Source organism: Sapientia aquatica, from assembly GCF_004358105.1.
In the GTDB taxonomy this organism is placed as follows: Bacteria; Pseudomonadota; Gammaproteobacteria; order Burkholderiales; family Burkholderiaceae_D; genus Solimicrobium; species Solimicrobium aquaticum.
The window spans coordinates 58,651-83,859 of record NZ_SMYL01000009.1 but is presented as its reverse complement, the minus strand read 5'-3'; the positions used below and the strand labels follow the sequence as shown (position 1 = coordinate 83,859).

Annotated in this window: 21 protein-coding genes; 11 read left to right on the top strand and 10 right to left on the bottom strand. The window is 48.1% G+C overall.

The window, feature by feature from the left end; all coding sequences use genetic code 11:
- Nucleotides 1-10: 10 nt before the first annotated feature.
- The 4 genes from E2I14_RS15045 (at nt 11) to E2I14_RS15030 (ending at nt 6,453) form a co-directional block, all read left to right on the top strand.
- Nucleotides 11-1,204, top strand: coding sequence for an efflux RND transporter periplasmic adaptor subunit (locus tag E2I14_RS15045; RefSeq protein ID WP_133329999.1), 1,194 nt, complete (start codon nt 11-13; stop codon nt 1,202-1,204).
- A gap of 3 nt (nt 1,205-1,207) precedes the next feature.
- Complete coding sequence (locus E2I14_RS15040) at nt 1,208-4,372, top strand: efflux RND transporter permease subunit (RefSeq protein ID WP_133329997.1); 3,165 nt, start codon at nt 1,208-1,210, stop codon at nt 4,370-4,372.
- A 245-nt stretch (nt 4,373-4,617) separates the two neighbouring features.
- Nucleotides 4,618-5,730, top strand: coding sequence for an SGNH/GDSL hydrolase family protein (locus tag E2I14_RS15035; RefSeq protein ID WP_133329995.1), 1,113 nt, complete (start codon nt 4,618-4,620; stop codon nt 5,728-5,730).
- A 54-nt stretch (nt 5,731-5,784) separates the two neighbouring features.
- Entirely contained in the window at nt 5,785-6,453 is a 669-nt protein-coding gene (locus tag E2I14_RS15030) for an OmpW/AlkL family protein (RefSeq protein ID WP_133329993.1), read from the top strand.
- 110 nt (nt 6,454-6,563) lie between these two features.
- Here E2I14_RS15030 and E2I14_RS15025 read toward each other — a convergent pair whose 3' ends face one another.
- On the bottom strand, nt 6,564-7,541 hold the full coding sequence (locus E2I14_RS15025; protein ID WP_133329991.1) for a GGDEF domain-containing protein: 978 nt from the start codon (nt 7,539-7,541) through the stop codon (nt 6,564-6,566).
- Nucleotides 7,542-7,840: 299 nt separating this feature from the next.
- Between E2I14_RS15025 and E2I14_RS15020 the strand changes: the two genes are divergently transcribed.
- Nucleotides 7,841-8,500, top strand: coding sequence for a DUF1345 domain-containing protein (locus E2I14_RS15020; RefSeq protein ID WP_133329989.1), 660 nt, complete (start codon nt 7,841-7,843; stop codon nt 8,498-8,500).
- 92 nt (nt 8,501-8,592) lie between these two features.
- Here the strand turns inward: E2I14_RS15020 and E2I14_RS15015 are convergent, their stop codons facing one another.
- Nucleotides 8,593-9,738, bottom strand: coding sequence for an ABC transporter substrate-binding protein (locus E2I14_RS15015; RefSeq protein WP_133329986.1), 1,146 nt, complete (start codon nt 9,736-9,738; stop codon nt 8,593-8,595).
- A 327-nt stretch (nt 9,739-10,065) separates the two neighbouring features.
- The gene (locus E2I14_RS15010) at nt 10,066-10,572 is read right to left on the bottom strand and encodes a DUF1993 domain-containing protein (RefSeq protein ID WP_133329984.1); all 507 of its coding nucleotides are present in this window, start codon (nt 10,570-10,572) and stop codon (nt 10,066-10,068) included.
- Between the two features lie 240 nt (nt 10,573-10,812).
- Here E2I14_RS15010 and E2I14_RS15005 point away from each other — a divergent pair, with 240 nt between their 5' ends.
- Nucleotides 10,813-11,673 (top strand): HDOD domain-containing protein, encoded by an 861-nt coding sequence (locus E2I14_RS15005; RefSeq protein WP_133329982.1) that lies wholly within the window; start codon nt 10,813-10,815, stop codon nt 11,671-11,673.
- A 126-nt stretch (nt 11,674-11,799) separates the two neighbouring features.
- On the opposite strand, the gene E2I14_RS15000 is transcribed toward E2I14_RS15005, so the two are convergent.
- Nucleotides 11,800-12,060, bottom strand: a complete 261-nt coding sequence (locus E2I14_RS15000; protein ID WP_227544758.1) for a hypothetical protein — start codon at nt 12,058-12,060, stop codon at nt 11,800-11,802.
- A gap of 243 nt (nt 12,061-12,303) precedes the next feature.
- Here E2I14_RS15000 and E2I14_RS14995 point away from each other — a divergent pair, with 243 nt between their 5' ends.
- On the top strand, nt 12,304-13,875 hold the full coding sequence (locus tag E2I14_RS14995) for a POT-type proton-dependent oligopeptide transporter (protein ID WP_227544757.1): 1,572 nt from the start codon (nt 12,304-12,306) through the stop codon (nt 13,873-13,875).
- Nucleotides 13,876-14,029: 154 nt separating this feature from the next.
- Here E2I14_RS14995 and E2I14_RS14990 read toward each other — a convergent pair whose 3' ends face one another.
- From E2I14_RS14990 to E2I14_RS14975, 4 genes are all read right to left on the bottom strand, one after another.
- Nucleotides 14,030-14,509: a CinA family protein gene (locus E2I14_RS14990; RefSeq protein ID WP_133329980.1), complete on the bottom strand. Its 480-nt coding sequence runs from the start codon at nt 14,507-14,509 to the stop codon at nt 14,030-14,032.
- Between the two features lie 172 nt (nt 14,510-14,681).
- On the bottom strand, nt 14,682-15,875 hold the full coding sequence (locus E2I14_RS14985; RefSeq protein ID WP_133329978.1) for an aminotransferase-like domain-containing protein: 1,194 nt from the start codon (nt 15,873-15,875) through the stop codon (nt 14,682-14,684).
- A gap of 94 nt (nt 15,876-15,969) precedes the next feature.
- A complete protein-coding gene (locus E2I14_RS14980; protein WP_133329976.1) occupies nt 15,970-16,428 on the bottom strand; it encodes a RidA family protein in 459 nt (152 codons plus the stop codon).
- A 256-nt stretch (nt 16,429-16,684) separates the two neighbouring features.
- Nucleotides 16,685-17,719, bottom strand: a complete 1,035-nt coding sequence (locus tag E2I14_RS14975; RefSeq protein WP_133329974.1) for a threonine dehydratase — start codon at nt 17,717-17,719, stop codon at nt 16,685-16,687.
- 176 nt (nt 17,720-17,895) lie between these two features.
- Here E2I14_RS14975 and E2I14_RS14970 point away from each other — a divergent pair, with 176 nt between their 5' ends.
- Both E2I14_RS14970 and htpG read left to right on the top strand, forming a co-directional pair.
- The gene (locus E2I14_RS14970; protein WP_133329972.1) at nt 17,896-19,320 is read left to right on the top strand and encodes an aminotransferase-like domain-containing protein; all 1,425 of its coding nucleotides are present in this window, start codon (nt 17,896-17,898) and stop codon (nt 19,318-19,320) included.
- 134 nt (nt 19,321-19,454) lie between these two features.
- Complete coding sequence (gene htpG / locus E2I14_RS14965; protein ID WP_133329970.1) at nt 19,455-21,359, top strand: molecular chaperone HtpG; 1,905 nt, start codon at nt 19,455-19,457, stop codon at nt 21,357-21,359.
- Between the two features lie 70 nt (nt 21,360-21,429).
- Here the strand turns inward: htpG and E2I14_RS14960 are convergent, their stop codons facing one another.
- Both E2I14_RS14960 and E2I14_RS14955 read right to left on the bottom strand, forming a co-directional pair.
- Nucleotides 21,430-21,885, bottom strand: a complete 456-nt coding sequence (locus E2I14_RS14960) for an outer membrane lipoprotein (protein ID WP_133329968.1) — start codon at nt 21,883-21,885, stop codon at nt 21,430-21,432.
- A gap of 106 nt (nt 21,886-21,991) precedes the next feature.
- Complete coding sequence (locus E2I14_RS14955; RefSeq protein ID WP_133329966.1) at nt 21,992-22,435, bottom strand: Mpo1 family 2-hydroxy fatty acid dioxygenase; 444 nt, start codon at nt 22,433-22,435, stop codon at nt 21,992-21,994.
- Between the two features lie 127 nt (nt 22,436-22,562).
- On the opposite strand from E2I14_RS14955, the gene E2I14_RS14950 reads away from it, so the two are divergent.
- Both E2I14_RS14950 and E2I14_RS19830 read left to right on the top strand, forming a co-directional pair.
- On the top strand, nt 22,563-23,375 hold the full coding sequence (locus E2I14_RS14950; protein ID WP_133329964.1) for a spermine/spermidine synthase domain-containing protein: 813 nt from the start codon (nt 22,563-22,565) through the stop codon (nt 23,373-23,375).
- Between the two features lie 11 nt (nt 23,376-23,386).
- The gene (locus E2I14_RS19830) at nt 23,387-25,156 is read left to right on the top strand and encodes a GspE/PulE family protein (protein WP_264757061.1); all 1,770 of its coding nucleotides are present in this window, start codon (nt 23,387-23,389) and stop codon (nt 25,154-25,156) included.
- The last annotated feature ends 53 nt before the right edge of the window (nt 25,157-25,209 follow it).

Here is a 25,209-nt window from a genome sequence, read left to right as displayed (position 1 = left end):
AATCAAAATAATGAGAACAGAACAAGCCCAATCTCCTTCCATCTACCCAAATCAACGTAAAACCTGGCTGTGGCTGGTGATTGCCGTCGCGCTGGTTGGCGGGGCAGCAGCGTTATGGAAATACAAGAGTGCGCCTGAGGCGGGCGTTGCCGCGAGTCCAAAAGGTAATAAAAGTGAGGTGGTATTCGAATTAGCCGACACCGATATCGCCTCTATCATCAAGCGCGAGCTAAACGTGAATTTATTAGTCTCAGGCAGCCTAATCCCACAAAACAACATCACCGTTAAATCCAAAGTTACCGCAGTAGTCAGCGAAACTATGGTGCAAGAAGGTATGGCGGTTTCGGAAGGCCAAGTGTTGGCTAAATTCGATAATGCCGACTTGGCTGCGCGTTTAGCCACGCAAGACGCGGCGGTGGAAGAATCCACCACCAAATTAGAGTTAGCCAAGAAAAACCGCGAATCCAGTCACGCTTTATTTTTGCAAAAATACATTTCCCAGAATGCCTTCGATACCTCAGAAAACGCTCTGCAACTCGCGCAAGCCAATCTGAAATCGACCATGTCGCAGCGCGAAGTCGCTCGTCTTGCGCTAGCCGACACGATTATTCGTGCGCCGATGTCGGGCATCGTGAGCAAGCGCTTGGTGCAAGCGGGCGAAAAAGTCTCGCCCGACACGCCCTTGTTCTCGCTAGTTAATTTGTCGAAATTAATTTTAGAAGCGCCCGTTCCCGCCAGTGAAATCCCACGCATTAAATTAGGCCAGCCGGTTAGTTTTGCGGTCGATGGTTTTGCGGCACGCCAATTTAAGGGCAAAGTCGTGCGCATCAATCCGAATGCGGAAACTGGCACGCGCTCGTTCATGGTCTACATCGAAGTGCTCAATGACGATGCGGTGCTGCGCGGCGGCATGTTTGCTAAAGGTCAAATCACCTTAGAAAAATCCACCAAAACAACCTTGGTGCCGCTGATCGCGGTGCGTCAGGTCAGTGGCGTACCCACCGTTTATAAAATAGATCACGATCATTTAGTGGCGCAGGCGGTCGAGTTGGGTTTGCGCAATGAAGACGAAGGTTATGCCGAAGTGAAAAAAGGCTTGGTAGAAGGCGATCAAGTCATTGTTTCGCAGCTCGATATGGTCAAGCCTGGCAGCAAAGTGACTTTGCCCGCCGCCAAAAAAACATCAGCCGCAACCAAGGGGTAAGTCATGTGGATGACTAAAGTCAGTATTAATCACCCGGTTTTTGCCACGATGGTGATGGTCGGCCTGATGGTGTTGGGTTTGTTTTCCTACCAAAAGCTGGGCGTCGAAAAAATGCCCAACGTGGAGATTCCCGCCTTATTTATTTCCGTCCAATATCCCGGTGCCTCGCCCGAAGCGATTGAAACCGATCTCACCAAACCTATCGAAGAAGCGATTAATACCGTCAATGGCGTCAAGCGCATCATGTCGTCCGCCTACGAAGGCCGCAGCAATACTTATATCCAATTTAATCTGAATGTGAACATGGATCGCGTGGTGCAAGATGTGCGCGATAAAGTCGGCGCGATTCGGCCCGCTTTTCCTAAAAATGCCAAAGAACCGTTTATCTCGCGTCTTGATGGTGAAAACGCTCAGCCAATTATTTCGTTCGGCATCACTTCAGCTTCGCGCAGCTTGCGTGATTTATCTACTTTAACCGAGCAAATTATTGTGAAGCGCTTGCAAGGCGTGCCCGGCGTTGGCAAGGTCGATATTGGTGGAACGGTGGCGCGTCAAGTGCTGGTGCAACTGAATCCAGCCCAAATGATGGCATTAAATGTTGGCGTAGATGAAGTCGTGGCAGCGATTCAAACCAATAATCAAGATATGCCTGCGGGATTAATTACTTCTGGCGGCAACGATAAGTTGGTGCGCATAGTCGGTAAATTAAAAGACCCGCGTTCGTTCGGGAAAATTATTGTTGCGCGTCGTTTTGGTAATCCAGTTTTACTCGAACAAGTTGCGGAGATCATCGATGGCGCGCGCGAGGAACAATCGATTTCGCGTATTAACGGGGTACGCGCAATCAACTTGCAGGTCGTCAAAGTTCAAGATGCCAATATCGTCGAAGTGGGTGATGCGATTAAAGATGCGATCCAAGAGTTAAAGAAAAATCTCCCGCAAGACGTGCAAATTCAAACCGTATTTGATAGCGCCAGCGAAGTCAAAGGCTCGCTGGATCGCGTTAAGGAAACAATTATCGAAGGCGCATTGCTAACGATTTTGATTGTGTTCTTGTTTCTGCATTCATGGCGCAGCACGATTATTACCGGCCTGACTTTGCCGATCTCAGTCATCGCGACGTTTATCGCCTTGCATGTGTTTGGTTTCACGTTGAACTTTTTAACCTTAATGGCTTTGTCGCTGTGCATCGGGTTATTAATTGACGATGCGATTGTGGTGCGCGAAAACATTGTGCGGCATTTGGCGATGGGTAAAAACCACCTCGACGCAGCGCGCGACGGCACCAATGAAATCGGCTTGGCCGTCACCGCCACCACGTTGGCCATTGTGGCGGTGTTTGTGCCAGTGGCTTTCATGGACGGCATTATGGGGCGCTTTTTCTTTCAGTTCGGCGTCACGGTCGCGGTTGCGGTGCTGATTTCCTTATTCGTCAGTTTTACGCTGGATCCGATGTTGTCCTCCGTTTGGCAAGACCCGATCGAGAACCGCTTTAAATATCTGCCATGGCTTGAGCGCTTAATGCATAAGGTTGAAAACGGAATCGAGGCTTTGCACCTGATCTACGGCCGCATTTTAGAAACAGCGTTGCACTGGCGAAAGGCGACCTTGGCGATCGCGTTTGGCTTATTTATTGGCAGCTTTTTCTTGTTGCCTTTTATTGGCACCGACATGATGCCGGAGACCGATGACGGATTTATCCAACTTAAATTTAAGACGCCAGTCGGTTCCAGTTTGGAATACAACAACAGCAAATTACTGCAAGTCGAAGCTGCGTTAAGTAGCTTTAAAGAGATTCAAACCATTAATACCACCGTCGGTAGCGACGGTAATCGCAATGAATCAACCGTGGGATTGAAGTTGGTCGATCTCAGAACGACTAAACGTCCGCCTAAGCTAGAGATTCAACGCGCCATCCGCGAACGACTAAATCGCATCCCCGGCGTGGTGTTATCGGTCGGCTTTGATAAGCCAATTTATGTGGCGATTCTGGGGCCGGATCCAGAGAAGCTCAAAGAAGTGGTTGGACGTGTCATGGCGAAAATGGCTGAAATTAAAGGGATTACGGAAATCGAAAACAGCATGACTGCGTCTAATCCGGCGGTAACAGTCCGGGTAAATAATGAATTGGCCAGTGATCTGGGATTAACAATCCAACAAATCGGTGATGCACTGCGCCCGTTTATTGCAGGTGACACGACTAATCATTGGTTAGCTCCCGATGGGCAAAATTATGAAGTGAATGTGCAATTGCCTAAATCGGGTCGTCAAAAAATCGCCGATTTGGCCGATTTGACGGTGGCCAGCACCAAGCTCAGCGCCGATGGCAAAGTCATGATGATTCCGTTGCGCCAAGTGGTGGAATTTGTTCCCTCGACGAGCCCACAAGTTATTAAGCGCCAAAACCTGCAACGCCGGGTCGGTATTTATGCCAACGTCGAAGGGCGCACGGTGGGAGATGTGGGAACCGATGTACAAAAGTTGATCGACACGATTCAATTGCCGCCCGGGTACAACTTCGATGTCGGTGGCCAAACCAAAGATATGAATGACTCATTTGCCGCAGCGGTGTCGGCGCTGGGCATTGCGGTGATTTTCATTTACCTGATTCTGGCTTCACAGTTTGGCAGCTTCTTACAGCCGCTAGCGATCATGGTGTCGCTGCCGATGTCCTTGATTGGCGTGTTCAGTGCCTTGCTTATTACCGGCAGCACGTTAAATATTTTCTCGATGATTGGTTTCATCATGCTGATGGGCTTGGTCACCAAAAACGCTATTTTATTGGTTGATTTTACCAATCACGCCCAACGCGAAGGTGCCAACCAACACGATGCGCTGTTGCAGGCCGGTCAGGTGCGTTTGCGGCCGATTATTATGACCACTTTAGCGATGCTGTTTGGGATGTTGCCAATGGCCATTGGTGTAGGTGAGGGCGGTGAATTGCAAGCGCCTATGGGACGGGCGGTGATTGGTGGGATTATTACTTCGACCTTGCTGACACTTGTTGTGGTGCCGGTGGCCTATAGTTATTTGGATACTTGGGGCAAAAAAGCGCTGCGAATATTTAAAGGAAATCACAATACATCGTCGGATTCGACGGCAGTTTTGCTTAAAGATGGGCTAAAAAATGCCGATAACAGTTCAGCAATTAAGTCGACTGTTGTTTAATTTTCGAATATATCCTCTAAATATCTATTCTCTCTAGGCAACTTAATACCCTGATGACATAATCGCCTCAACAGGAAACGTTCAATAGCACTTTTCTTTGTTGTTTTGTAATAACTATCTGTGCGCAAATACTCATACAAAAAAGGGTAGCGCGCAGAATTAAGTAGTTGAAGCCATAGAGCTAGAAAAGGCGTGGAATCGAATTCAACGTCCTTTCTTAGAATATTCAAAATTAGGAGACAAACATGCGTCAAAATAAATTCGCTTTGGGTGTGGCGGCTGCAATCGCGGTCACGTTAGCTGGCTGCGGCGGCGGTGGTGGAATTAGCGGTTCAACCGCTGCCAATCCCAACCCAAAAGTTCAATTTTCTTCCGAAGTTACCTTCGGCGACAGCTTAAGCGACTTGGGTACTTACAATGTTGGAACGATTAAAGCCCTCGGCGGCGGTCGCTTCACTGTTAATGCAACCCTCGCTGGCGGTGCGCCAGCACCAACCAATTGGACTGAATTAATGGCCGGCACTCTAGGTTTGGCCGCACCTTGTCCTTACGAAACAGGTTTGAATGGTCAAGCTAGCTTAGGTTTTAATGTCCCAGTGGTTACTAATCCTGCTTGCACCAATTACGCGCAAGGTGGCTCACGGGTTACTAATCCAGTCGGCCCAAGCAATGCATTACTGGGTAGCCCAGTTGGCGCGTTGACGGTTCCTGTGATCACTCAAATTCAAAACCATTTGGCAGCGCATGGTGGCAAATTCTCCGGCAACGAAGTTGTTTTCGTATTGGCTGGCGCGAATGATATTTTCATGAATGCAGCTTCAATCAGCGCTTCGTTTACGCCAACCCAAGCTGTGACAGCAGTTGGTAAAGCGGCGGCTGAATTGTCTGGCTACATCAACAATCTCGTGCTGGGCAATGGTGCTAAGTACGTGGTTGTCGTGAATGTCCCAGCGATTGATTTGACTCCGCAAGGCGTTTTGGGTGAGTCGGTTGCGCCAGGTACTCAAGCGTTGTTTGCTGCCATGGTGAAAACCTTTAATGGTCAACTGACCGCTAATTTAACTAGTCCAAATGTATTGATTGTGGATGCAAATACTGTCTCCGCTGATCAAATTAAAAACCCTGCGATTTACGGTTTGAGCAATACCACAGCTACCGCTTGTAATTTGAATTATGGCGTCAACCCTCTAGCTACCCCGACCTCGTTTGGTTCATCCTTGGTCTGTAACGGTAGCAATGTCATCGGAGGCGATGTTAGTCATTACTTATTTGCCGATTTAGTTCACCCAACACCATACGGCAACCTTCTGTTAGCCCGTTACGTCGCTGCACAAATGGCGATCAAAGGTTGGTTATAAAAAGCGCCTAGTCGATAGACTCAGAGCTCAATTAAAAGAATTGGAGATAAGAAAATGAAACAAATCGTCAAATTGTTAGGCTGTGCGTTATTGGCTTCCGCGAGTGCAGGCGTGATGGCGCAAGAAGCGGGTTCGATTATGGTCAAAGCGGGTTATGCTTATTTTGACCCTAACGTCACAAGCGGAAATTTATCCGCGCCAAGCTTACCGAATACCAAAATTAACGTTGGTGCTGCGGGAACCATCTTGCTCACTGGTACGTATATGTTTACCGATAATATCGCGGTGGAAGTCTATGGCGGTATTCCGTTAAAGCATGACATCTACGGTGCAGGTTCGATTCAGGGTACTGGCGTTCTTGGTACAGTGAAGCAATTGCCGCCAACAGCGTTTTTGCAGTATCACTTCATGGGTGCGAATGAAGCGTTCCGTCCTTATCTTGGTTTAGGCGTTTCTTACGTGCATTTCCAAGGTGAAACTGGTTCGGCTGTTTTGACCGCGATTACTAATCCTGGCGGTGCGCCAACAACCTTCCAAGTAAAAGACACTTGGGGAGCAACTCCACAGATGGGTTTTACAGCGTGGTTTAACAAACAGTGGTATGTGGATGCATCGGTGAACAAATCGTACGTGAAAACAACCACGACTTTGTCAACTGGTCAGTCTGCATCGGCTAAGTTGAATCCAATGGTGACGCAGTTCTCATTAGGCTATAAGTTCTAAGAGACTGGTGTAAGCACGATTAATATCATCGTCGTACTTTTAAACCGTTCAGATTTTGCGATCTGAACGGTTTTTTATTTGCAGGATGTGGAATGAGGCAGCGGGAGACTTTAGAACGAAACCCGATTGCGCCCGGCATTTTTAGCGCGATACAGCGCGGCATCGGCAGCTTCGATAAAGGAAGATAAGTCCTGTCCATCGGCTAACGTCGCAACACCAAAGGATGCGGTGATGTGGGGCAAAGGTCGCCTTGTATCGGAAAAAATACTGGTTTGTTCTAGCTTATTGCACAGCCGTTCGGCGACGGTAAAGCAATCTTGATTCTCGGTATCGGGCAAGATGACCAGCAATTCTTCCCCGCCGAAGCGCACCGCAAAATCGGTCGGGCGTAAGGTTGAATTTAAAATTTTTGCGGCACTTTGAATGGCATCGTCGCCGACGATATGGCCGTATTTATCGTTAAATTCTTTGAAGTGATCGAGGTCGGCCATGATGATGGATAGAGAATTGCCGGTAGCGTGGGCATGTTCGATCATTTGCGGAAATTGGCTGTTGAGCCAAGACCGATTTTGAATTCCAGTTAAGCCATCAATCATCGACATTTGCCGATAGAATTCACCGACTTTATGACGGCGACGTAGTAGCGCGTTGGTGGTACGAATGCGAAACGACAGCAGGCGCAATAAATTGCGCGCCACGCCATCAACGTTGTCGATCAAATTCCAAAGCGTATCTGCCTCGATGACCAATAATTCACTACGCTCAACGGCGATAACGGTATGCGGCTGGTCTTCTTCGTCTAACACCGATAATTCGCCGACGCATTCGCCCACCGAGTATTGCAAATTGGTTGAAGTTGAACCGTTATGCTCGTTGGAGACCACTTCTAGTTTGCCACTTAACACGATGTAGAGCCGGTTATCCGTGGTATGCGCCGAAATCACGGCTTGCCCGGCGTTGACCAGCATGACGCAACTGGCGCTTAAGGTTTTAGTGATGATATCTAAGTCGTGTTGCTCAACATCGTTAAACAGCTGTAAATCACGTGCCTTGTAGTCTGAACGGCCAAACAGTGTAAGTAATTCCACAATAACCTCTTTAAATTGCGAGTATTTGTGCAGGATCGTCTTTGTAAGAACTTGCTGACAATAGACAACTTGTTAAAATGCGGTGTGCTGCGGCTAAGTAATGGTGAGTTGCCGAAGCACGTTCGACGATGCCTTAAAACCAAGTAAGCCCAACCATATCAATTCGGCAGTAAAAGTTTCATATCCCCATCGGGTTAATCAATATTACGTTAAAAAAGTAAGATTAATTCATGGAATAGCGTTAGAAATGCCATGCTGCATTTGGCGCTTAACAGTAATTTGACTTTAATTTGATAAAAATGAAAAAAATGATCGGTGTTGTGATTAAAAGTCGGCCCAGACTCTTCGGCGCATTTGCTTTTGCGGCCTTGCTAACCTTGTTATTACCTCAAGGTTGGACGTTGCTGTCGCGCGTTCTATTTGGTTGGAACGTCGCAACGTGGTCGTATTTAGTCTTGATGTTTTGGTTGATGGCGCATGCCACTGTTGAAAAAATAGCGGGCTTGGCCGAGCAAGAAGATAACGCAGATGTCGCGATCGTCGCCATCATGTCGGTGGCGGCGATGGCGAGTTTGGCCGCAATTGTGTTGGAGTTGGGAGCGATGAAGGATCTAACGCCCGCGCATAAACTGTGGCACTACTTAATTACCGTGGCGACGGTGCTTGGATCGTGGTTTTTCATTGCCACGATTTTTACCTTTCACTACGCCAAGCTGTATTACCGGTCGCCGACAGCGCAACGCGCTTTGCGCTTTCCTGATGTGCATTTGCAACCAACGTATTGGGATTTTCTCTACTTCTCGTTCACAATCGCCGTTGCCGCCCAAACTTCGGATGTGTCGTTGACTTCACGTGTGATTCGAAAAACCGCGCTGGTGCAATCGGTACTGAGTTTTTGGTTCAATATGGCGGTGCTGGGATTGTCGATTAATATCGCGGCGGGCATTGTCGGTTCGTAATAGGTAAAAAATGGCATCGCGTTTTGGATGCCATGTTTGTTTGCGCGATGAATAGATCACAGCGCAAGTGCGCTGCCAGTCGACTTGGCAAATCAATGCATTAATTTGCCGTCTTTACCGATTACCGTTAAATCGACCAGATGAGATCCGTTGTGGTTGGTTGGGCTGAATTTCACTTCGAATCCACCAACGTTGTATTTGCTAATGCCTTCGAGCGCGCGGATAAAACCGTCGCGCGTTAAATTATTGCCAGCTCGTTTTAAGCCTTCCACAAATACTTTCGCGGCGATAAATCCTTCCAAGCTGTTGTAGTCAACTTGCCGATCTGGTTTGGTTAAATACAGCTTTTTATATTCTTTCACCACTTCAGTGACATCATCCCAAGGCGCTGGCACAACTTGAGAAATCATTACGCCGCGTCCTTCATTGCCTAATTCAGACGAAAGCGCTTGGGTGCCGACAAAGGAAATGTTCCAAAAAATGGGATTTACATCGTTATATTTTTTCATTTCGCGAATGAACGCCGCGCACGATTTATAGGCCGACACCATTACCACCGCTTGGGGATTACTTTTCCGAATTTCACTAACGGCTTTAGCCACGTCAGTACTATTGCGTTCAACGGTTGCCACTGCCAAGACTTCAATCTGGCGTTGTTTCAGCGCCCTGGTCACGCCTTCTAAACCAGCTTTGCCGTATGCATCGTTTTGATAAAACACGGCCACTCGATTAATCGCCAGCGTCGTGCTGTGTTGGATGATTTTTTCAGTTTCTTCAAAATAGCTAGCGCGAATGGTGAAGATGTTGCGATTAAACGGTTCACGCAAGGATTGCGCACCGGTTAAAGGTGCAAAGAATGGAATACTAGCGCGGTTTACCAATGGTAAAGCTGCATTCGAGGTGGCTGTTCCGACGTAACCGAACAAGGAAAACACATTTTCTTTGTCGATCAATTGCTTGGTATTGGCGGTAGCTTTGTCTGGGTCGTAGCCGTCATCCAAGCTGATTAGCTTGATTTGGCGACCGTTGACGCCGCCTTGTGCATTAACAAAATCAAAATATGCCTGCGCCCCGTCGCGCATCCCGATTCCTAGTTGTTGAGCGGGTCCGGTCAAGGCGGCCGATTGACCAACGGTGATGGAATTGTTGGTAACGCCGGTTTCAGCGTGGGAGTGAATAGAAACGGCCGCCAAGAGCAGCAAGATGAAACGGAAAGTGTTGCGGACAGGTGTAAACATAAATTTGTGTGCTTCTAAATCAAATTGAAGGCAAAGTTGCCTGCAGGAACTATTTCGCTGCGAATTGTAACGCTCAGACAACTAAATACTTATGTCAATTTGATACAGATACTTGCTTAGTTACCCAAGTGAACTTTCGGGCTTCGAGTAGTAACGCCAACGACCATTGTTTTTACCATAATTAAAATAAAACAAGTATTTGTTATCGAATCAGGGTTTGTTGAATCACTATAGGCGCAAAAACAAAAAAGCGTAATGAGAAGAAACTTTCTCGTTACGCTTTTTACAGTGTGGAATTTTCGCTACTGGCGCGAAAAACGGATCTGGTTATAGGCCCATGTAATCACCCTTGCCAACTTCCACGCCGTTATGACGCAGAATTGCATAGGTTGTTGTTACATGGAAAAAGAATTGTGGCAATCCATAAGTCAGTAAATAAGATAAACCGGTGAATTTTTTCTCTTTTGGTGTTCCAGGGCGGGTGATGATTTCGCGCTCCGCTGCATCGTCAAACTGTGCGGGCGTAATGGATTCGATAAATGCCAAGGTCGTTTTAATGCGTGCGTGTAAATCGGCGAAGGTCGTCTCGCTGTCGTCGTAGGCCGGCACTTCAACGTTGGCTAGGCGCGCTGATACACCTTTGGCAAAATCGGCGGCGATTTGCACTTGGCGCAGCAGAGGAAACATGTCGGGATACAGGCGAGCTTGTAAGAATACGGCTGGATCGATCTTTTTTTCCGCAGCGTGTGCTTCGGCTTTGCTCAGCACATGGCTCATGCTGTTGAGCATTTGTTTAAAAACCGGAACAGAAGCGTTGTACATAGAAATGGTCATGATTCATCCTTGCTGGTTAGTGGTCTTGAGGCGAACAACAGTTATATTGCGTTAGAGAAACAAGATTGGTGCAAACAGATTAAATGCAAGTTCCGAAACGATAAAAAAGATAACCCGTGTCCCAATGTCCCTTTAACAATTCATTCCATCGCCTAAACTAGGTAAATTACTGGCGCTGCAATCGTTGTGGCGGCGTCGGGTTGAATCGTTTTGTGGGCAAATAACTGAGGGCAGGGAAGTATGACACGAGGCAATAAAAACACGGAATTTGAATTTATCGAAGGCTTAACGGCCGATCTTTCATCGCCTGTGTTAATTTTTCCTACCTCGCTCAACGCCACCATGAATATCCGGCGCGCTATTTCGCAAGAAAATATTTCTAACGACAGCTTGGCGCGTATCGTCGGAACCGAGCCTGTGTTGTCCGCCCAAGTGCTCAAGTTAAGTAATTCCGCCGCGTTTAATACGACTGGCAAACCGACCACCGATTTACGCACCGCGACGATGCGACTTGGCTTTGCCAAAGTGCGTAATTTAACGATTACCGTAGGAATGAAGCAGCTCAGTGAACATCAATCTAAAGGCGAAATATCGCAATTGATGGAAGGATTGTGGAATCGCAGCTTGCGGGTGGCGTCTTCATCCTACGTATTAGCCAAACACATCAGCAAATTGAATCCTGATAGTGCGATGCTTGCGGGCTTATTACACGATGTGGGTAAGTTTTATATTTTGAATCGCGCCAGTTACTACCAATCGCTATTCACGTCGCAAAAAGCGTTGTGGAATGTGGTGGATGCGTGGCATTCCAGTATTGGCGCGGCAATCTTGGAAAATTGGGATATTCCCGAAGACATACGTAGTGCAGTGCAAAACTTCGGCAATCCTGACTATAACCATACGGGAGTCGCCGATTTAACCGATTTGATCGTGGCGGCTGATCTATTGGATGCGCATTTTGATGAGCGCTCAAAACAAACAATTAATTGGGAAGAGCTTCCCAGTTCGCTGGCGCGCTTGTCATTGAATTTAGAAAAAAGCGAACAATTAATTGCATACACCAAAGAAGAACTCAACATGATTCTTCAAGCAATCAGCTGAGATTCTTCATGCGCTGGCGCACAAGGCGCTGAGTTGTTCGCGTGATCTGGACATGCCGTTGCAATGGCTGCATTCAATAACTGCATTCAATAACCGCATTCAATAACCGCACTCGGCGACTTGGCTTTATGCCTGCGCTCTAGAAAACACGATCAACCAGCTACGCATCAACAAAATTTCAACATGCCCAGGGCTGACGCCTGCGCGGCATTCAATAATTGGATTGGTTGGATAAAAACGTTTGCGGAAATCGCGGCAAACACTGACTTCGCGCTGCCCAATGCGTACCAAAAACGAGTTATTGATAGGCGCATGATTAAAACTAAAGGCGTTGGAGGTGCCGCTCATGCTTGGTTGTGATTGAAACGATGAATTAATGTAAGCCATGTTTTCTTCCCCTGTTTTTAGTCAAAGTTAAGTGCTGTGAAGTAATATTAATCGCAAAATACTGTACATGCAACCAGTAACTGTAAAAATAAACAGTGTTGTTGTAATTTGCACTGCTCCGATAAGTATTGTTGAAAAATCTATTTAATACTAAATTGCTAAGCTATTTGGATTATTTAGTTCCGCTCTCGATCGGCCAGTTTTGGGAGCGCTGAAATTAACCTAACTATCGGAGCGTCCACGATGTCTTTTGAACCGAATTCAGCCGCTAATCCCTCGACAGCGCCAGCGAGCGCGATGCCCAAGCAAATCAAGTACATCATTGCCAATGAAGGTTGTGAGCGTTTCAGTTTTTATGGAATGCGCAATATCCTGACTTCATTTTTGATAACCAGCCTGTTTCTGTCTATGCCGGAATCGCTGCGGGCTGGTATGGCCAAAGAGGTGTTCCATACCTTTGTGATCGGGGTGTATTTCTTCCCGCTATTAGGTGGTTGGTTGGCCGATCGTTACCTCGGCAAATATCACACCGTGTTGTGGCTTAGTTTGGTGTACTGCGCTGGACATGCTTGTTTGGCGATTTTTGAAAATAACCGAAATGGATTTTTTACTGGGCTATTTTTGATTGCCTTGGGATCGGGTGGTATTAAACCTTTGGTGGCGTCGTTTGTCGGTGATCAATTCAATCAAGCCAATAAACATTTGGCGCGCAAGGTGTTTGATAGCTTTTATTGGATCATCAATTTTGGTTCATTTTTTGCGTCCTTATTGATGCCGATTTTTCTGCGGCAATACGGCGCTGCCGTGGCGTTTGGTATTCCCGGCGTGCTGATGCTAATGGCGACAATTATTTTTTGGCTGGGGCGAAAAAACTATGTGATGATCGCGCCGCAGTCGGAGAATCCCGATTCATTTTCTAAGGTGGTGAAGTCAGCGTTGCTCATCGGTGAGCAAGGTCAGTCACGCCTTGGTCTGCGCTTAGCGCAATTGGGCGTGTTGTTTGGTTTGGCGTGTTTATTGTTGGTCGGTCAAATCGGGGTTGTTGCGTCCTTATGTCTTGCGTTGGTTGTGGTGCTGGGTTGTGGCGGTCTGGGCGCGTGGTTGCAATTGGAACGGGCACGTGCTGTGCATTCTGATGCGGCGGTGGATGGCGTGCGGGCAGTATTGAGGTTGTTAGTGGTGTTCGCATTGGTCACGCCTTTTTGGTCATTGTTCGATCAAAAAGCATCTACCTGGATTGTGCAAGCCGATCAGATGACTAAGCAGGATTGGTTTATGTCGTCGCAAATGCAAGCCTTAAATCCGCTGTTGGTGATGCTGTTAATCCCGTTTAATAATTTCGTTTTGTATCCCATGCTGGAGCGACTTGGGTTGGAATTCAATGCGCTACGTCGCATGGGGTGCGGAATCGCGTTTGCCGGTGTTGCGTGGATTGTAATTGGGTTGATGCAGTTGGTGATGGACGGGGGCAGCGCGCTGTCCGTGACGTGGCAAGTTTTACCCTATGCGTTGTTGACCATGGGTGAAGTGCTGGTCTCGACTACCGGATTGGAATTTGCTTACAGTCAAGCGCCATTAGCAATGAAAGGCGTGATTATGAGTTTTTGGAATCTATCCACCACCATCGGCAATCTTTGGGTCTTGTTGGCCAACGCGAGCGTGAAAAATGCAGCGCTAACCGCAAAAATACAAAATACCGGATTGTCAGTGACAGCCTTCCAGATGTTTTTCTTTGCATGCTTTGCGCTGCTGGCGGCCTTGGTTTTCGCTTGGTACGGACGGCATTATTTGATCAAGGACAATTACCGTCAGTGAGTTGGGCAGAACGAAAAAAGGGTGATTTTGGAATGCCGTTTGTTTGGTATAGATCGCGTTGATCGGGCCAACTTGTCGCCCACTTTATGAAAACTCAATCGCCAATCTGGCTGAGTAATGCGACCAGATTAGCGCATGGAACTTGGCTAAAATCCTAAGACAAAAATTGAATCAGCCCGCGCAAGGCGTGGATGACGGTTTGTTGCCGCACCGATTGACGATCGCCGCTGAATAATTTGCGCTCGGTGTAGGTTTTTCCTCCGCTGCTCCAGGCAAAGCAAATAGTGCCAACCGGTTTGCCGGGCACTGCGCCGTGTGGTCCGGCGATTCCAGTTGTCGCAATGGATACGTGCGCTTCGCAATTCGACAACGCGCCTTCAGCCATAGCGGCGGCGATTTCTTCGCTAACCGAACCGTGTTGCGCAATCAAGGCCGGTGGAATATTGAGTAGCTCCGATTTGGAGGAATTGGAATAGGTAATGAAGCCGCATTCAAACCAAATTGATGATCCAGAGATTTCGGTCACGGCATGCGCAACTCCGCCGCCAGTGCACGATTCGGCGGTGGCTAGGAGTAATTTTTTTTCGGTGAGCAGGGCGCCGACTTGGGTCGCTAAAAGGGTTAGGTCGTCCATGTTGATCTCCTCGGTTGAAGTGATGATCTTACCTGACATGAATTGCGCTGAGCAGGAGAATAGCGGTATTTTTAAATTTCTCCTTGGCAATTAATGTAACACAGCGATAAAAAAAGCACCTGTTTTATTGGATAAACAGGTGCTTTTTTTTGATGCCAACACGGAGCTATTTTTACATTTTGCTAGCAATCAATTTACCCAAGCGCTCTATCCCTTCGTAAATCTTCGCCGGTGACACCGTTACAAAACTCAAACGCATGGTATTGGTTTCTGGCGCACCCGCATAAAACGGCACGCCCGGCACAAATGCCACGTTCTGTGCAATCGATTCGGTCGCCAACGCCATGCTGTCGATGTGTTGGGGTAATTTAACCCAGATAAACATGCCGCCGTCGGGCTTAGTCCACGTCACGCCCTTCGGGAAGAACTTGTTCAACGCATCCAGCATCACGTCGCATTGGCTGGAGTAAAGTGCGCGTATGGTTGGAATATGTTGCTCCAAGAAACCGTCTTTAATGACTTCATACACCGCCATTTGCGTTAATTGCGCGGTATGTAAATCGGTAGCTTGCTTGGCTTGCTCTAACTTGCGTGTCAGTGTACGCGGGGCGACCACATAACCCAGTCGAATGCCGGGAGTGAGCACTTTGGAGAACGAGCCCATGTAAATCACGCCTTCGGGATTCATGTTCAGCATCTTGGACATCGGCTCACCGCGGTAGCATAGCGCGCCGTATGGATCGTCTTCCAATAATGGAATGCCCAGGTTGGCGCAGGTTTTAACCAATTCGGTGCGGCGCTGCTGTGACAAAGTTAGGCCGGTTGGGTTTTGGAAATTGGGTAAGCAATACAACAAACGCGCCCCAGCACCTTTGGCGGCAACCGAGCTGGGGATTAATCCGTTTTCGTCCATTTCTACCGCAACAAATTCGGGCCGATAGACTGAAAATGCTTGCAGCGCGCCTAAGTAGCTGGGCGACTCAACTAATGCCTTGCTGCCTTCGTCCAACAATACTTTGCCCAATAAATCCAAGCCTTGTTGCGAACCGGAGGTCATTAGGATTTGATCGGCTTCAATCGTGGTGCCGTCTTTGGATAACGATGCGGCGATGTATTCACGCAAGGGCAAATACCCGTCAGTTGGACCGTATTGCAAAGCGGATTTGCCGGAGTTAGCTAGAACGGAATCAAACGCGGCGCGCATTCTTTCGACCGGAAAAGTATCGGTCGAGGGCAGGCCGCCAGCGAATGAAATGACTTCGGGGCGCTGCGTGATTTTTAAAATTTCACGAATCATGGAGCTTTTTAATTGCTCGGCACGGGCGGAAAATTTCCACTCCATTTTTGGGAGGTTGTTGAGTTTCATGGGCGCGATGTGGTGATTTTATTGTTGTGATGCGCTGCTGGTTGGCATTACTCAAACAGCAGCGTGGCAGTGTCTCGTTGGGTTGTGACTGGGCTTAAGCGACTTCGACGATCAATTCAATTTCAACGCACGCGCCCATCGGAATTTGCGCGACACCGAAGGCCGAACGAGCGTGCTTACCAGCATCGCCAAATACTTCGGCGAGTAATTCCGACGCGCCATTGGTGACCAGATGTTGTTCGGTGTAGTCAGGTGTGGAATTAACTAAGCTCATCAATTTAACAATCCGTTTGACGCGAGTTAAATCACCACCGCACGCTGCTTGTACCGTGGCGATCAAATCAATCGCAATGGCACGCGCTGCCAATTTACCTTCTTCAGTCGTCATGTTTTTACCGATTTGACCGACCCAAGGCTTGCCGTCTTTTTTGGCGATGTGACCAGAAACAAATACGGTATTGCCCGTTTGTGCGAACATGACGTAGGCCGCAACTGGAGCGGCGACGGTAGGTAATTCAATGTTTAAAGCGGCGAGTTTTTGGTAGATTGACATGGTGGTTTCCAATAAGTCCAAAGATTGACGATGAATGCTGCGCTGCGCGTTGCAAAAGATCACTATTGTACGGCGCACACTGCCCGATTAATACCCCTAATTTGCTTGCCAAGACCTGAGGAAAATCGGATTTATCAGCGCGTCGCGCCGATTTGCCATATTAAATTTAGCGTGGTTCGCCCACAGTAGCAAAATCAATCCCGCTTATTAATTTTTCGATAATCAATGTTTGCCGATGGACGAAATCAACGCCGCTTTAGACAAAGCGCTGGCCGGCAAAACTAAACTGCTGCGTTTTGGGCTGCGTTGCATCTGAAGCAAAATTCCACGCGCCAATGATGATAGAAAATTGCTTGGCATCGACATTGCCGCCGCACAAAGGCAATCCAACTTTTAAGCCTTTCAATCCCTCTTTAAGCTGCAATGCACCTGCCAAAGCGGCGGCTCCCGCACCTTCGGCTACGTTGTGCGTTGCCGTAAACAGCAACTTCATGGCCGCTGCGACTTCGGTATCGGTTACCGCGATGATTTTTTCGACCGAACTCATGATAATTTCTAGCGATACGTCGTCTGGAACGCGGCAGGCTAAGCCATCGGCTAATTTAGTGGAAACTGGTGCTTCGAGCTTACAACCGGCTTCAAATGACGATTTGTAAGCCAATGCGTGGGCTGAGACGACGCCGATGATTTTGGTTTTTAAGCCAAGCGCTTGTTTGGCTGCTGCCGCCGCGCAAATGCCGGAACCTTGTCCAATCGGCACAAACACCACATCCAAATCCGGTTGGGCTGTGAACAATTCCATCCAATAACTCGCCACCCCGGCCAGCAAATCGCGGTGCATCGATGGAATCATGTGCCAATCGTTGGCTTTGGCTAGATTGGCAGCATGTTCGCGACAATCCTGAAATTCATCGCCGAATTCGATTACATCGACACCAAGTGCGCGCATGGCGGCATTCTTTTCCGAGCTATTGCCCCGTGGAACCACGATGTGCGCGATCATGCCGTGGCGTTGGGCGGCAAAGCCAACTGATAAGCCGTGGTTGCCGCGCGTTGCTGAGACTACGTGCTTGATTTCAGGGGCGCGCTCAGCCAAGGCATGCAAATACACCAAGCCGCCGCGCATTTTGAACGCTCCTGTTGGCGTGTGATTTTCATGCTTAATCCACACCTCGGTTTCTAACGCTTGGTTAATTAGCGGCCACGAATATTGCGGTGTGGCAGGCATTGCGTCATACACAATTTTGCCAGCGGAAATAAGTTGTTCTTTGCTTGGAAGTAAAACGGCCATGGCGGTCTCTCATTAATAATTCAAAATATGTCGCCATGCTAATTGACACGGGCAGTACAGTACCGATACAGTTATTCAGTTAATTTTTATGCTGTTATGGTCAATTGAGCGATACAGTCTTGGTCGATTTATGCCGTAACCAGCGCTACCTACCATCAAAAAAACGGTGAGCTGCAATGAATAATCCCAGTCCCTCCCTAATCCGTGATTCCAACGAAACCTTGGTCGATCAAATCGTGCGCATGATTGAGAACAAAATCGACGACAAACTGCTGCGTACCGGAGCGCGGATGCCGTCAATTCGCAGTTATGCCGATGCGCAAGAAGTCTCGCGCTTTACCGTCGTGGAAGCTTATGATCGGTTAGTCGCGCGCGGTTATTTAGAATCGCGGCGCGGTTCGGGTTTCTTTGTGCGTGAACGTGCGCCGCTGACCACCACGCCGCAAGCGCCGACCAACCCGCAACAATTGGATGTGGTGTGGTTGGTGCGAAATATGTTTCGCCAAATGCCGCCCCACAAAATGCCAGGTTCAGGCGTATTGCCGCACGATTGGTTGGAAGGCGAATTGGTCGCCAACGGCTTGCGCGCGGTTAGCCGCTTAAATCAAAATCTTTTGCTGCATTACGGCACGCCGCAAGGCTTTTATCCTTTGCGCCAACAATTGCAACTACGTTTAGCTGAGTTGGAAATCGCTGCCACGCCCGAACAGTTAGTAACCACTTCTGGCGTGACGCAAGCGTTGGATTTGGTAGCGCGGGAATTTACCCATCCGGGCGACACAATTTTGGTCGATGATCCGGCTTGGTTTTTGATGTTTGGCTCGTTCGCGGTGTTGGGCGTGAAAGTCATCGGCATCCCGCGTCAGCAAGACGGGCCGGACATTGCGGCTTTATGTGAAATGGCGGCGTTGCATAAGCCCAAGCTCTACATCACCAACTCAGTTTTGCACAATCCGACCTCGACCTCGATGTCGGCAGCCAAAGCATTCCAAGTGTTAAAAGCAGCCGAGCAACATGATTTCATTGTGGTGGAGGACGACATTTATAGCGATCTGCATCCGGGCAATAGCGTCCAACCCGCGACGCGCGTGGCTAGCTTAGATCAACTCAATCGGGTGATTTATTTAGGCGGCTTTTCTAAGCTATTGGCCGCCAATTTACGAGTCGGATTTATCGCCACCTCGCACGAATTAGCGCGCCGCTTATCGGATCGCAAGATGTTATCCACCTTAACCACCACCGAAATTGGCGAGCGCGTGGTGTACAAAATCCTCTCCGAAGGCCATTACCGAAAATACATTGAACGGGTGCGCAGCAAGCTCGATCCAGTGCGGTTATCGACCGCCAAACGACTGGAAAATATCGGCATAAAAGTGGATATTTTTACACCGGCGGGAATGTTTTTATGGGTTGATGCGGGCTGCGACACCAATGCGCTGGCTGAAACCGCGCTCGAGCAAGGCATATTGCTCTCCCCGGGCAGCATGTTTTCACCCAATCAGCAACCGTCGTCGCGCATGCGAATCAATGTCGCGGCCATGACCGATCCCTTGGTTTGGCAGTTTTTAAAAGACGAAATCAACCAGCGCAGCACCAATTAATCGATTCTGTTGCTATTTACCCGCTCTTGAAAACGGCATAAATAACCTCATGTCAGGCGGGCTGCTTTCTTGCAATCAATACTTGTGGAAAGCAAACATAACCAACAATTTCAACAACTTATAAGAGGATTTCTATGGCTGGCCATGAAAAACAAACCCTAGGGTTTCAGGCAGAAGTAACCCAATTGCTGCAATTAATGATTCATTCCTTGTATTCTAATAAAGAAATTTTTTTACGGGAATTGATTTCGAATGCCTCCGATGCGGCCGATAAACTGCGTTTTGAAGCGATGAATAATGCCGATTTGTACGAATCGGATTCCGATCTGCGCATTAAAGTCACGTTCGACAAGGCCGCTCGCACGATCACGATTTCTGACAACGGTATCGGGATGACGCGCGAAGACGCGATTGCGCATTTGGGGACGATCGCTAAATCAGGCACCAAAGAATTCTTCGGAAAATTATCCGGCGATCAACAAAAAGACGCCGCCATGATTGGTCAGTTCGGCGTTGGTTTTTATTCCGGCTTTATTGTGGCCGATAAGATCACTGTAGAAACCCGCCGCGCAGGCGCTACCCAAGCCGTGCGCTGGGAGTCCGCAGGTGCAGGCGACTTCAGCATCGAAGACATCGACAAAGCAGGCCGCGGCACCGACATCATCTTGCATTTGCGCGAAGGCGAAGATGAATTCCTGTCAACCTGGAAATTGAAATCCATCATCCGCACTTATTCCGACCACATCTCCTTGCCGATTCTGATGCAAAAAGAAGAGTGGGACGACGAGAAAAAAGAACAGGTCTTAAAAGATAAGTTTGAAACCGTCAACCAAGCCAGCGCATTGTGGGCGCGTAACAAAGCCGACATCACCGCTGAGCAATACGATGAATTCTATAAACACGTTTCGCACGATTTCCAAGCGCCGCTAACACACACGCACAACCGCGTCGAAGGCCGCAGCGAATACACTCAGTTGCTCTACATCCCAGCGCGTGCCCCATTTGATTTATGGGATCGCAATAAGCGCGGCGGTATCAAGCTGTACGTGAAGCGTGTTTTTATCATGGACGACGCAGAACAGTTAATGCCAGTGTATTTGCGCTTCGTTAAAGGTGTCATTGATTCGGCGGATTTGCCGTTAAACGTATCGCGTGAAATTCTACAAGAATCGCGTGACATCAAAGTCATGCGCGACGGCTCCACCAAGCGTGTGTTGAGCATGTTGGAAGAGTTAGCGAACTCGGACGAGCAAGACAAGAAAGACAAATACCAAACCTTCTGGAAAGAATTTGGCCAAGTTTTAAAAGAAGGTATCGGCGAAGATGCGACCAACAAAGACCGCATCGCCAAATTACTGCGCTTCTCCTCGACGCATAACGACAGCGAGACCCAAACGGTGTCATTCGCAGACTATCTGTCGCGCGCCAAAGAAGGCCAAGACAAGATTTACTATGTGACCGCTGAGAGTTTTGTTGCGGCAAAAAACAGCCCACATTTAGAAATCTTCCGCAAAAAAGGCGTGGAAGTCTTGTTGCTCACCGACCGCGTGGATGAGTGGATGTTGTCGTTCTTGACCGAGTTTGAAGGCAAAGAATTAACCTCAGTGGCCAAAGGTAATTTGGACTTAGGTTCGCTGGAAGACGAAGCCGAGAAAAAGCAGCATGAACAAACGCAAACTGACTACGTGGAATTGGTCGGAAAGATGAAAACCGCCTTAGAAGGCAAAGCCAAAGACGTGCGCGTTACGTTCCGTTTGACCGATTCACCAGCATGTTTGGTCGCCGATGAGCACGAATTATCCGGCAACTTAGCCCGTATGTTGAAAGCGGCGGGACAAACAGCGCCGGACTCTAAACCGATTTTGGAAATCAATCCAGATCATCCATTGGTGCAACGCTTGAAATACGAGACAGCTAAGTTTGATGATTGGTCGAATATTTTATTTGACCAAGCGATGTTGGCTGAAGGTGGGAATTTGACGGATCCAAGCGCCTATGTAAAACGCATGAATGAAATGTTGTTGAGTATGGCCGGCTAAGTTTTTTAAGCCCAATAAAAAACCGCGCATTTAAAATAATGCGCGGTTTTTTTATCGCTAAAAATAACGATTAGTGTGTAACGCGGGTAGTGCGGCCGTCAGACAATAAGCGCACGCGATCACCTACATTGAATGCTTCATCGGCATCTTGGGTAATTGCAGCTAAGTTGCCGTTATCGAGCTTAACGGTGATTTCCAAGCCTGGTTTGTTGTTCATGTTTTGTTCAACATGTTGACCAATTAATCCACCCGCGATTGCGCCGCCAATTGCTGCCGCTACAGATCCATTGCCTTTGCCGACTGTGCTACCAGCTAAGCCGCCGAGCGCTGCGCCACCCAAGGTGCCGACACCAGATTGGCCTTTATCGATCAATACATTGCGTACCGATTCCACCACGCCCATGCGCACACTTTGCTCGCCTTGGGTTTGACGCGCTTGATAGACGTTGGCTGAGTTAGGCGTTACAGCGCAACCTGTTAAAGCGATGATGGTGGCTAATCCTGCTATTGCTAAAACTTTTTTCATTTGAATCTCCGTAAAAAATCGACAAAACAATGTTGTTTGCTAAAACCTAAGTTAAATAGGGATGAAATGGATGAATTTCCACCGTCAGCCCGTAATTATCCCAAAATTAAATGCTGACTTGGTATTTTCGATATAAAAAACCCAATACAAATAACGGGCCAATGAGCAAATAGCGTAAATCTTCAAAAAATGACGGCTTTTTCCCCTCAAGATAATGACCAATAAATTGACCTATCCACGCCACCACAAAAATGCTGACCGACAACGGCAAAATAGTGCTGCTTGGCAAAATAAACAGCAAAGCGAGCATAATAGTGCTCATAATCAACATTCCGACGAACAGCTTAGGGGAAAGCTGAAAGTAGTAAATTAGGGAAACTACGCATACCGATACCGCCACCAGCGGATGGATAGACCAAAAAAGTCCTAAAATCGTCCACATAATTGCTGGAACGCAAATGCAGTGGATAACTTCGTTAATCGGGTGGCGATGGCTTTCGGCATAGTGCTCCAGTAAAACTTCTACTGGCTTTTTGGTGACTTCCTCCATAATATCCTCCTAAATTTTATGAACTCTAGTTATAAGTTTTTTTCTGCCGGTGAGTTTGCACTTAATTTTGTTCTGCTGCAACTATTTGCAGCAACTGGCAAGTAACTAAACCTACAATGCAAACACTATGCTGATAAAACGAAAATCAATCGAAGCGCAAGCCAACTCAAAGGCAGGAGTCAATAACTCGCCGAAACGCAAAATTAAATACGCCCCCGTCACGTTGTCTGAAATGGATGGTTGCCGCTATTTACACTTTGGTACGGAGTGGGTGCAAGGTGCCATGCGTCTGCGTAAGCCCGATTGGCTCGAACTCGATTACGCCCAGCAAATGATGGCGTGGATGCTGTTTATCGAAAAACCGCAAAGGATTGTTCAACTCGGTTTAGGCACCGGATCGCTGACCAAATTTTGCTACCGCCAATTTCCCGAAGCGCAAGTGACCGCCATTGAGTTAAATCCAGCGGTCATTGCGATCTGCGAATCGATGTTCAAACTGCCGCCCAACGATCATCGCTTAAACGTGATCGAAATGGATGGAGAAGAATTCGTCAACGAACACAGCAATTACGGCACGTTGGATGTGTTGCAAGTCGATGTGTACGACGCCACCGCGCGTGGTCCGGTATTGGATAGCGTGGAGTTTTATCAAGCGTGTTCCGATTGCTTGCGACCTGATGGCATCATGACGGTCAATTTATTTGGTGACCATCCCAGCTTTGTTAAAAATATTAAGGCCATGAAATTTGTGTTTGATCAGGTGATTTGTCTGCCCGAAATCCACGACGGTAATGTGATCGCAATTGCCTTCAATACTCGGGTAAAACTCGACTTCAGCGCGCTCTATGAACGGGCCGCACAAATCTATGCCGCCACCAAATTGCCGGCCAAAACTTGGGTCAACGGAATTCAAGTCGCGATGCAATCGGCAACTAAATAATGAGCCAAAACATGCCTAAACATATCGACCTGCAAATCATTTTAAGTTGGTTAATTCACGATGGGATTCTGACCAAAGAAACTGCCAAAGCCCAGTATCCCTTAGCGCAGGCGATCCTAAAAAATGCGCCCATGAGCATGCATCCGCTGACCGCATTGGCGCAATGTAAATTGACTGCGATCACTTCGCCCGGCACGCACTTAAATTTAGATTGGCTGACCGAATGGATGGCCAAGCGCATGAAACTACCTTTTTATCGGATTGATCCGCTCAAGGTAGATTTCACTAAAGTTGCGGACGTGATGTCTGCCACCTACGCAGCGCGTTTTAATATTTTGCCGGTAGAAATTTCGCCCACCAATGTCACGATTGCGACTTGCGATCCGGCTAACATTGAATGGCACGATGAAATTGCCAAAGTCACGCGCCGTGAATTGAAATTGGTCTTAGCCAATCCGCTCGAAATTTCGCAATATATTTCGCAGTTTTTTGCCCTGGCCAAGTCGATCAAAAGCGCCAGCAAAAGCAAGGGTCAAGACATTGCGCTGCGTAATAATTTTGAGCAATTGGTCGAACTTGGTAACTCCAATAAACAGCTCGATTCCAACGATCAGCACATCGTTAATATCGTCGATTGGCTGTGGCAATATGCGTTTGAACAACGTGCCTCGGATATTCATTTAGAGCCTAAACGCGATATGGCGACGATTCGGTTCCGGATCGACGGCATTTTGCATCAGGTCTATCAAGTTCCAGTCACGGTCATGATCGCGATGGTGGCGCGCATTAAATTACTCGGTCGGATTGACGTGATTGAAAAGCGTCGCCCGCAAGATGGTCGGATTAAAACGCGCACCAACACCGGTCAAGAAATCGAGTTGCGTTTATCGACCTTACCGACTGCGTTTGGCGAAAAAATGGTGATGCGTATTTTTGATCCCGATGTGGTGGTCAAGACCTTGCCCGAGCTTGGTTTCCCGCCTGACGACGCGCTGAACTGGAAACATTTAACCGAAAAGCCGCACGGCATTATTTTGGTAACTGGTCCAACTGGTTCGGGTAAAACGACGACCTTGTACACCACGTTAAAAGCGTTAGCGACTTCCGAAGTCAACGTTTGCTCGGTCGAAGATCCGATTGAAATGGTCGAGCCGTCGTTTAATCAAATGCAGGTCCAGCATGGCATTGATCTGTCGTTTGCTGATGGCGTGCGTGCCTTAATGCGGCAGGATCCGGACATTATTATGGTCGGTGAGATTCGTGATTTAGCGACCGCAGAAATGGCTATTCAAGCAGCGCTCACGGGGCATTTAGTGTTCTCTACTTTGCACACCAACGACGCGCCGTCGGCTGTGATGCGCTTGTTGGAATTGGGCGTGCCATATTATTTATTGGAAGCGACCTTGGTGGGAATTTTGGCCCAACGTTTGGTGCGTACCTTATGCCCGGCCTGCAAATCGCCCGATGGCGAACTGCCTGATTTGATTTGGGCGAACTTAACGGAGCAATGGGACATACCAAAACCGAAGGCGATTTATCGGCCGGTCGGTTGCCCAGAATGCCGTCAGACTGGCTATCGTGGCCGCACCGGTTTATACGAATTAATCACGATCAGCCAAGCGTTTAATAAATTGATACGCCCTGAATCCGATTTAACCGCCTTGCGCGAACAAAGCATTAAAGATGGCACTAAGCCACTGCGTATCGCCGGTGCGTACAAAATCATTGAAGGCTTAACCAGCTGCGATGAAGTCTTGAAAGTGACTTCTTCTCTGAATTAAATCGCTGGAGTTGTTTTGGCGTTGTGCGATTAAATCGGCTGCGCGAATTTTAA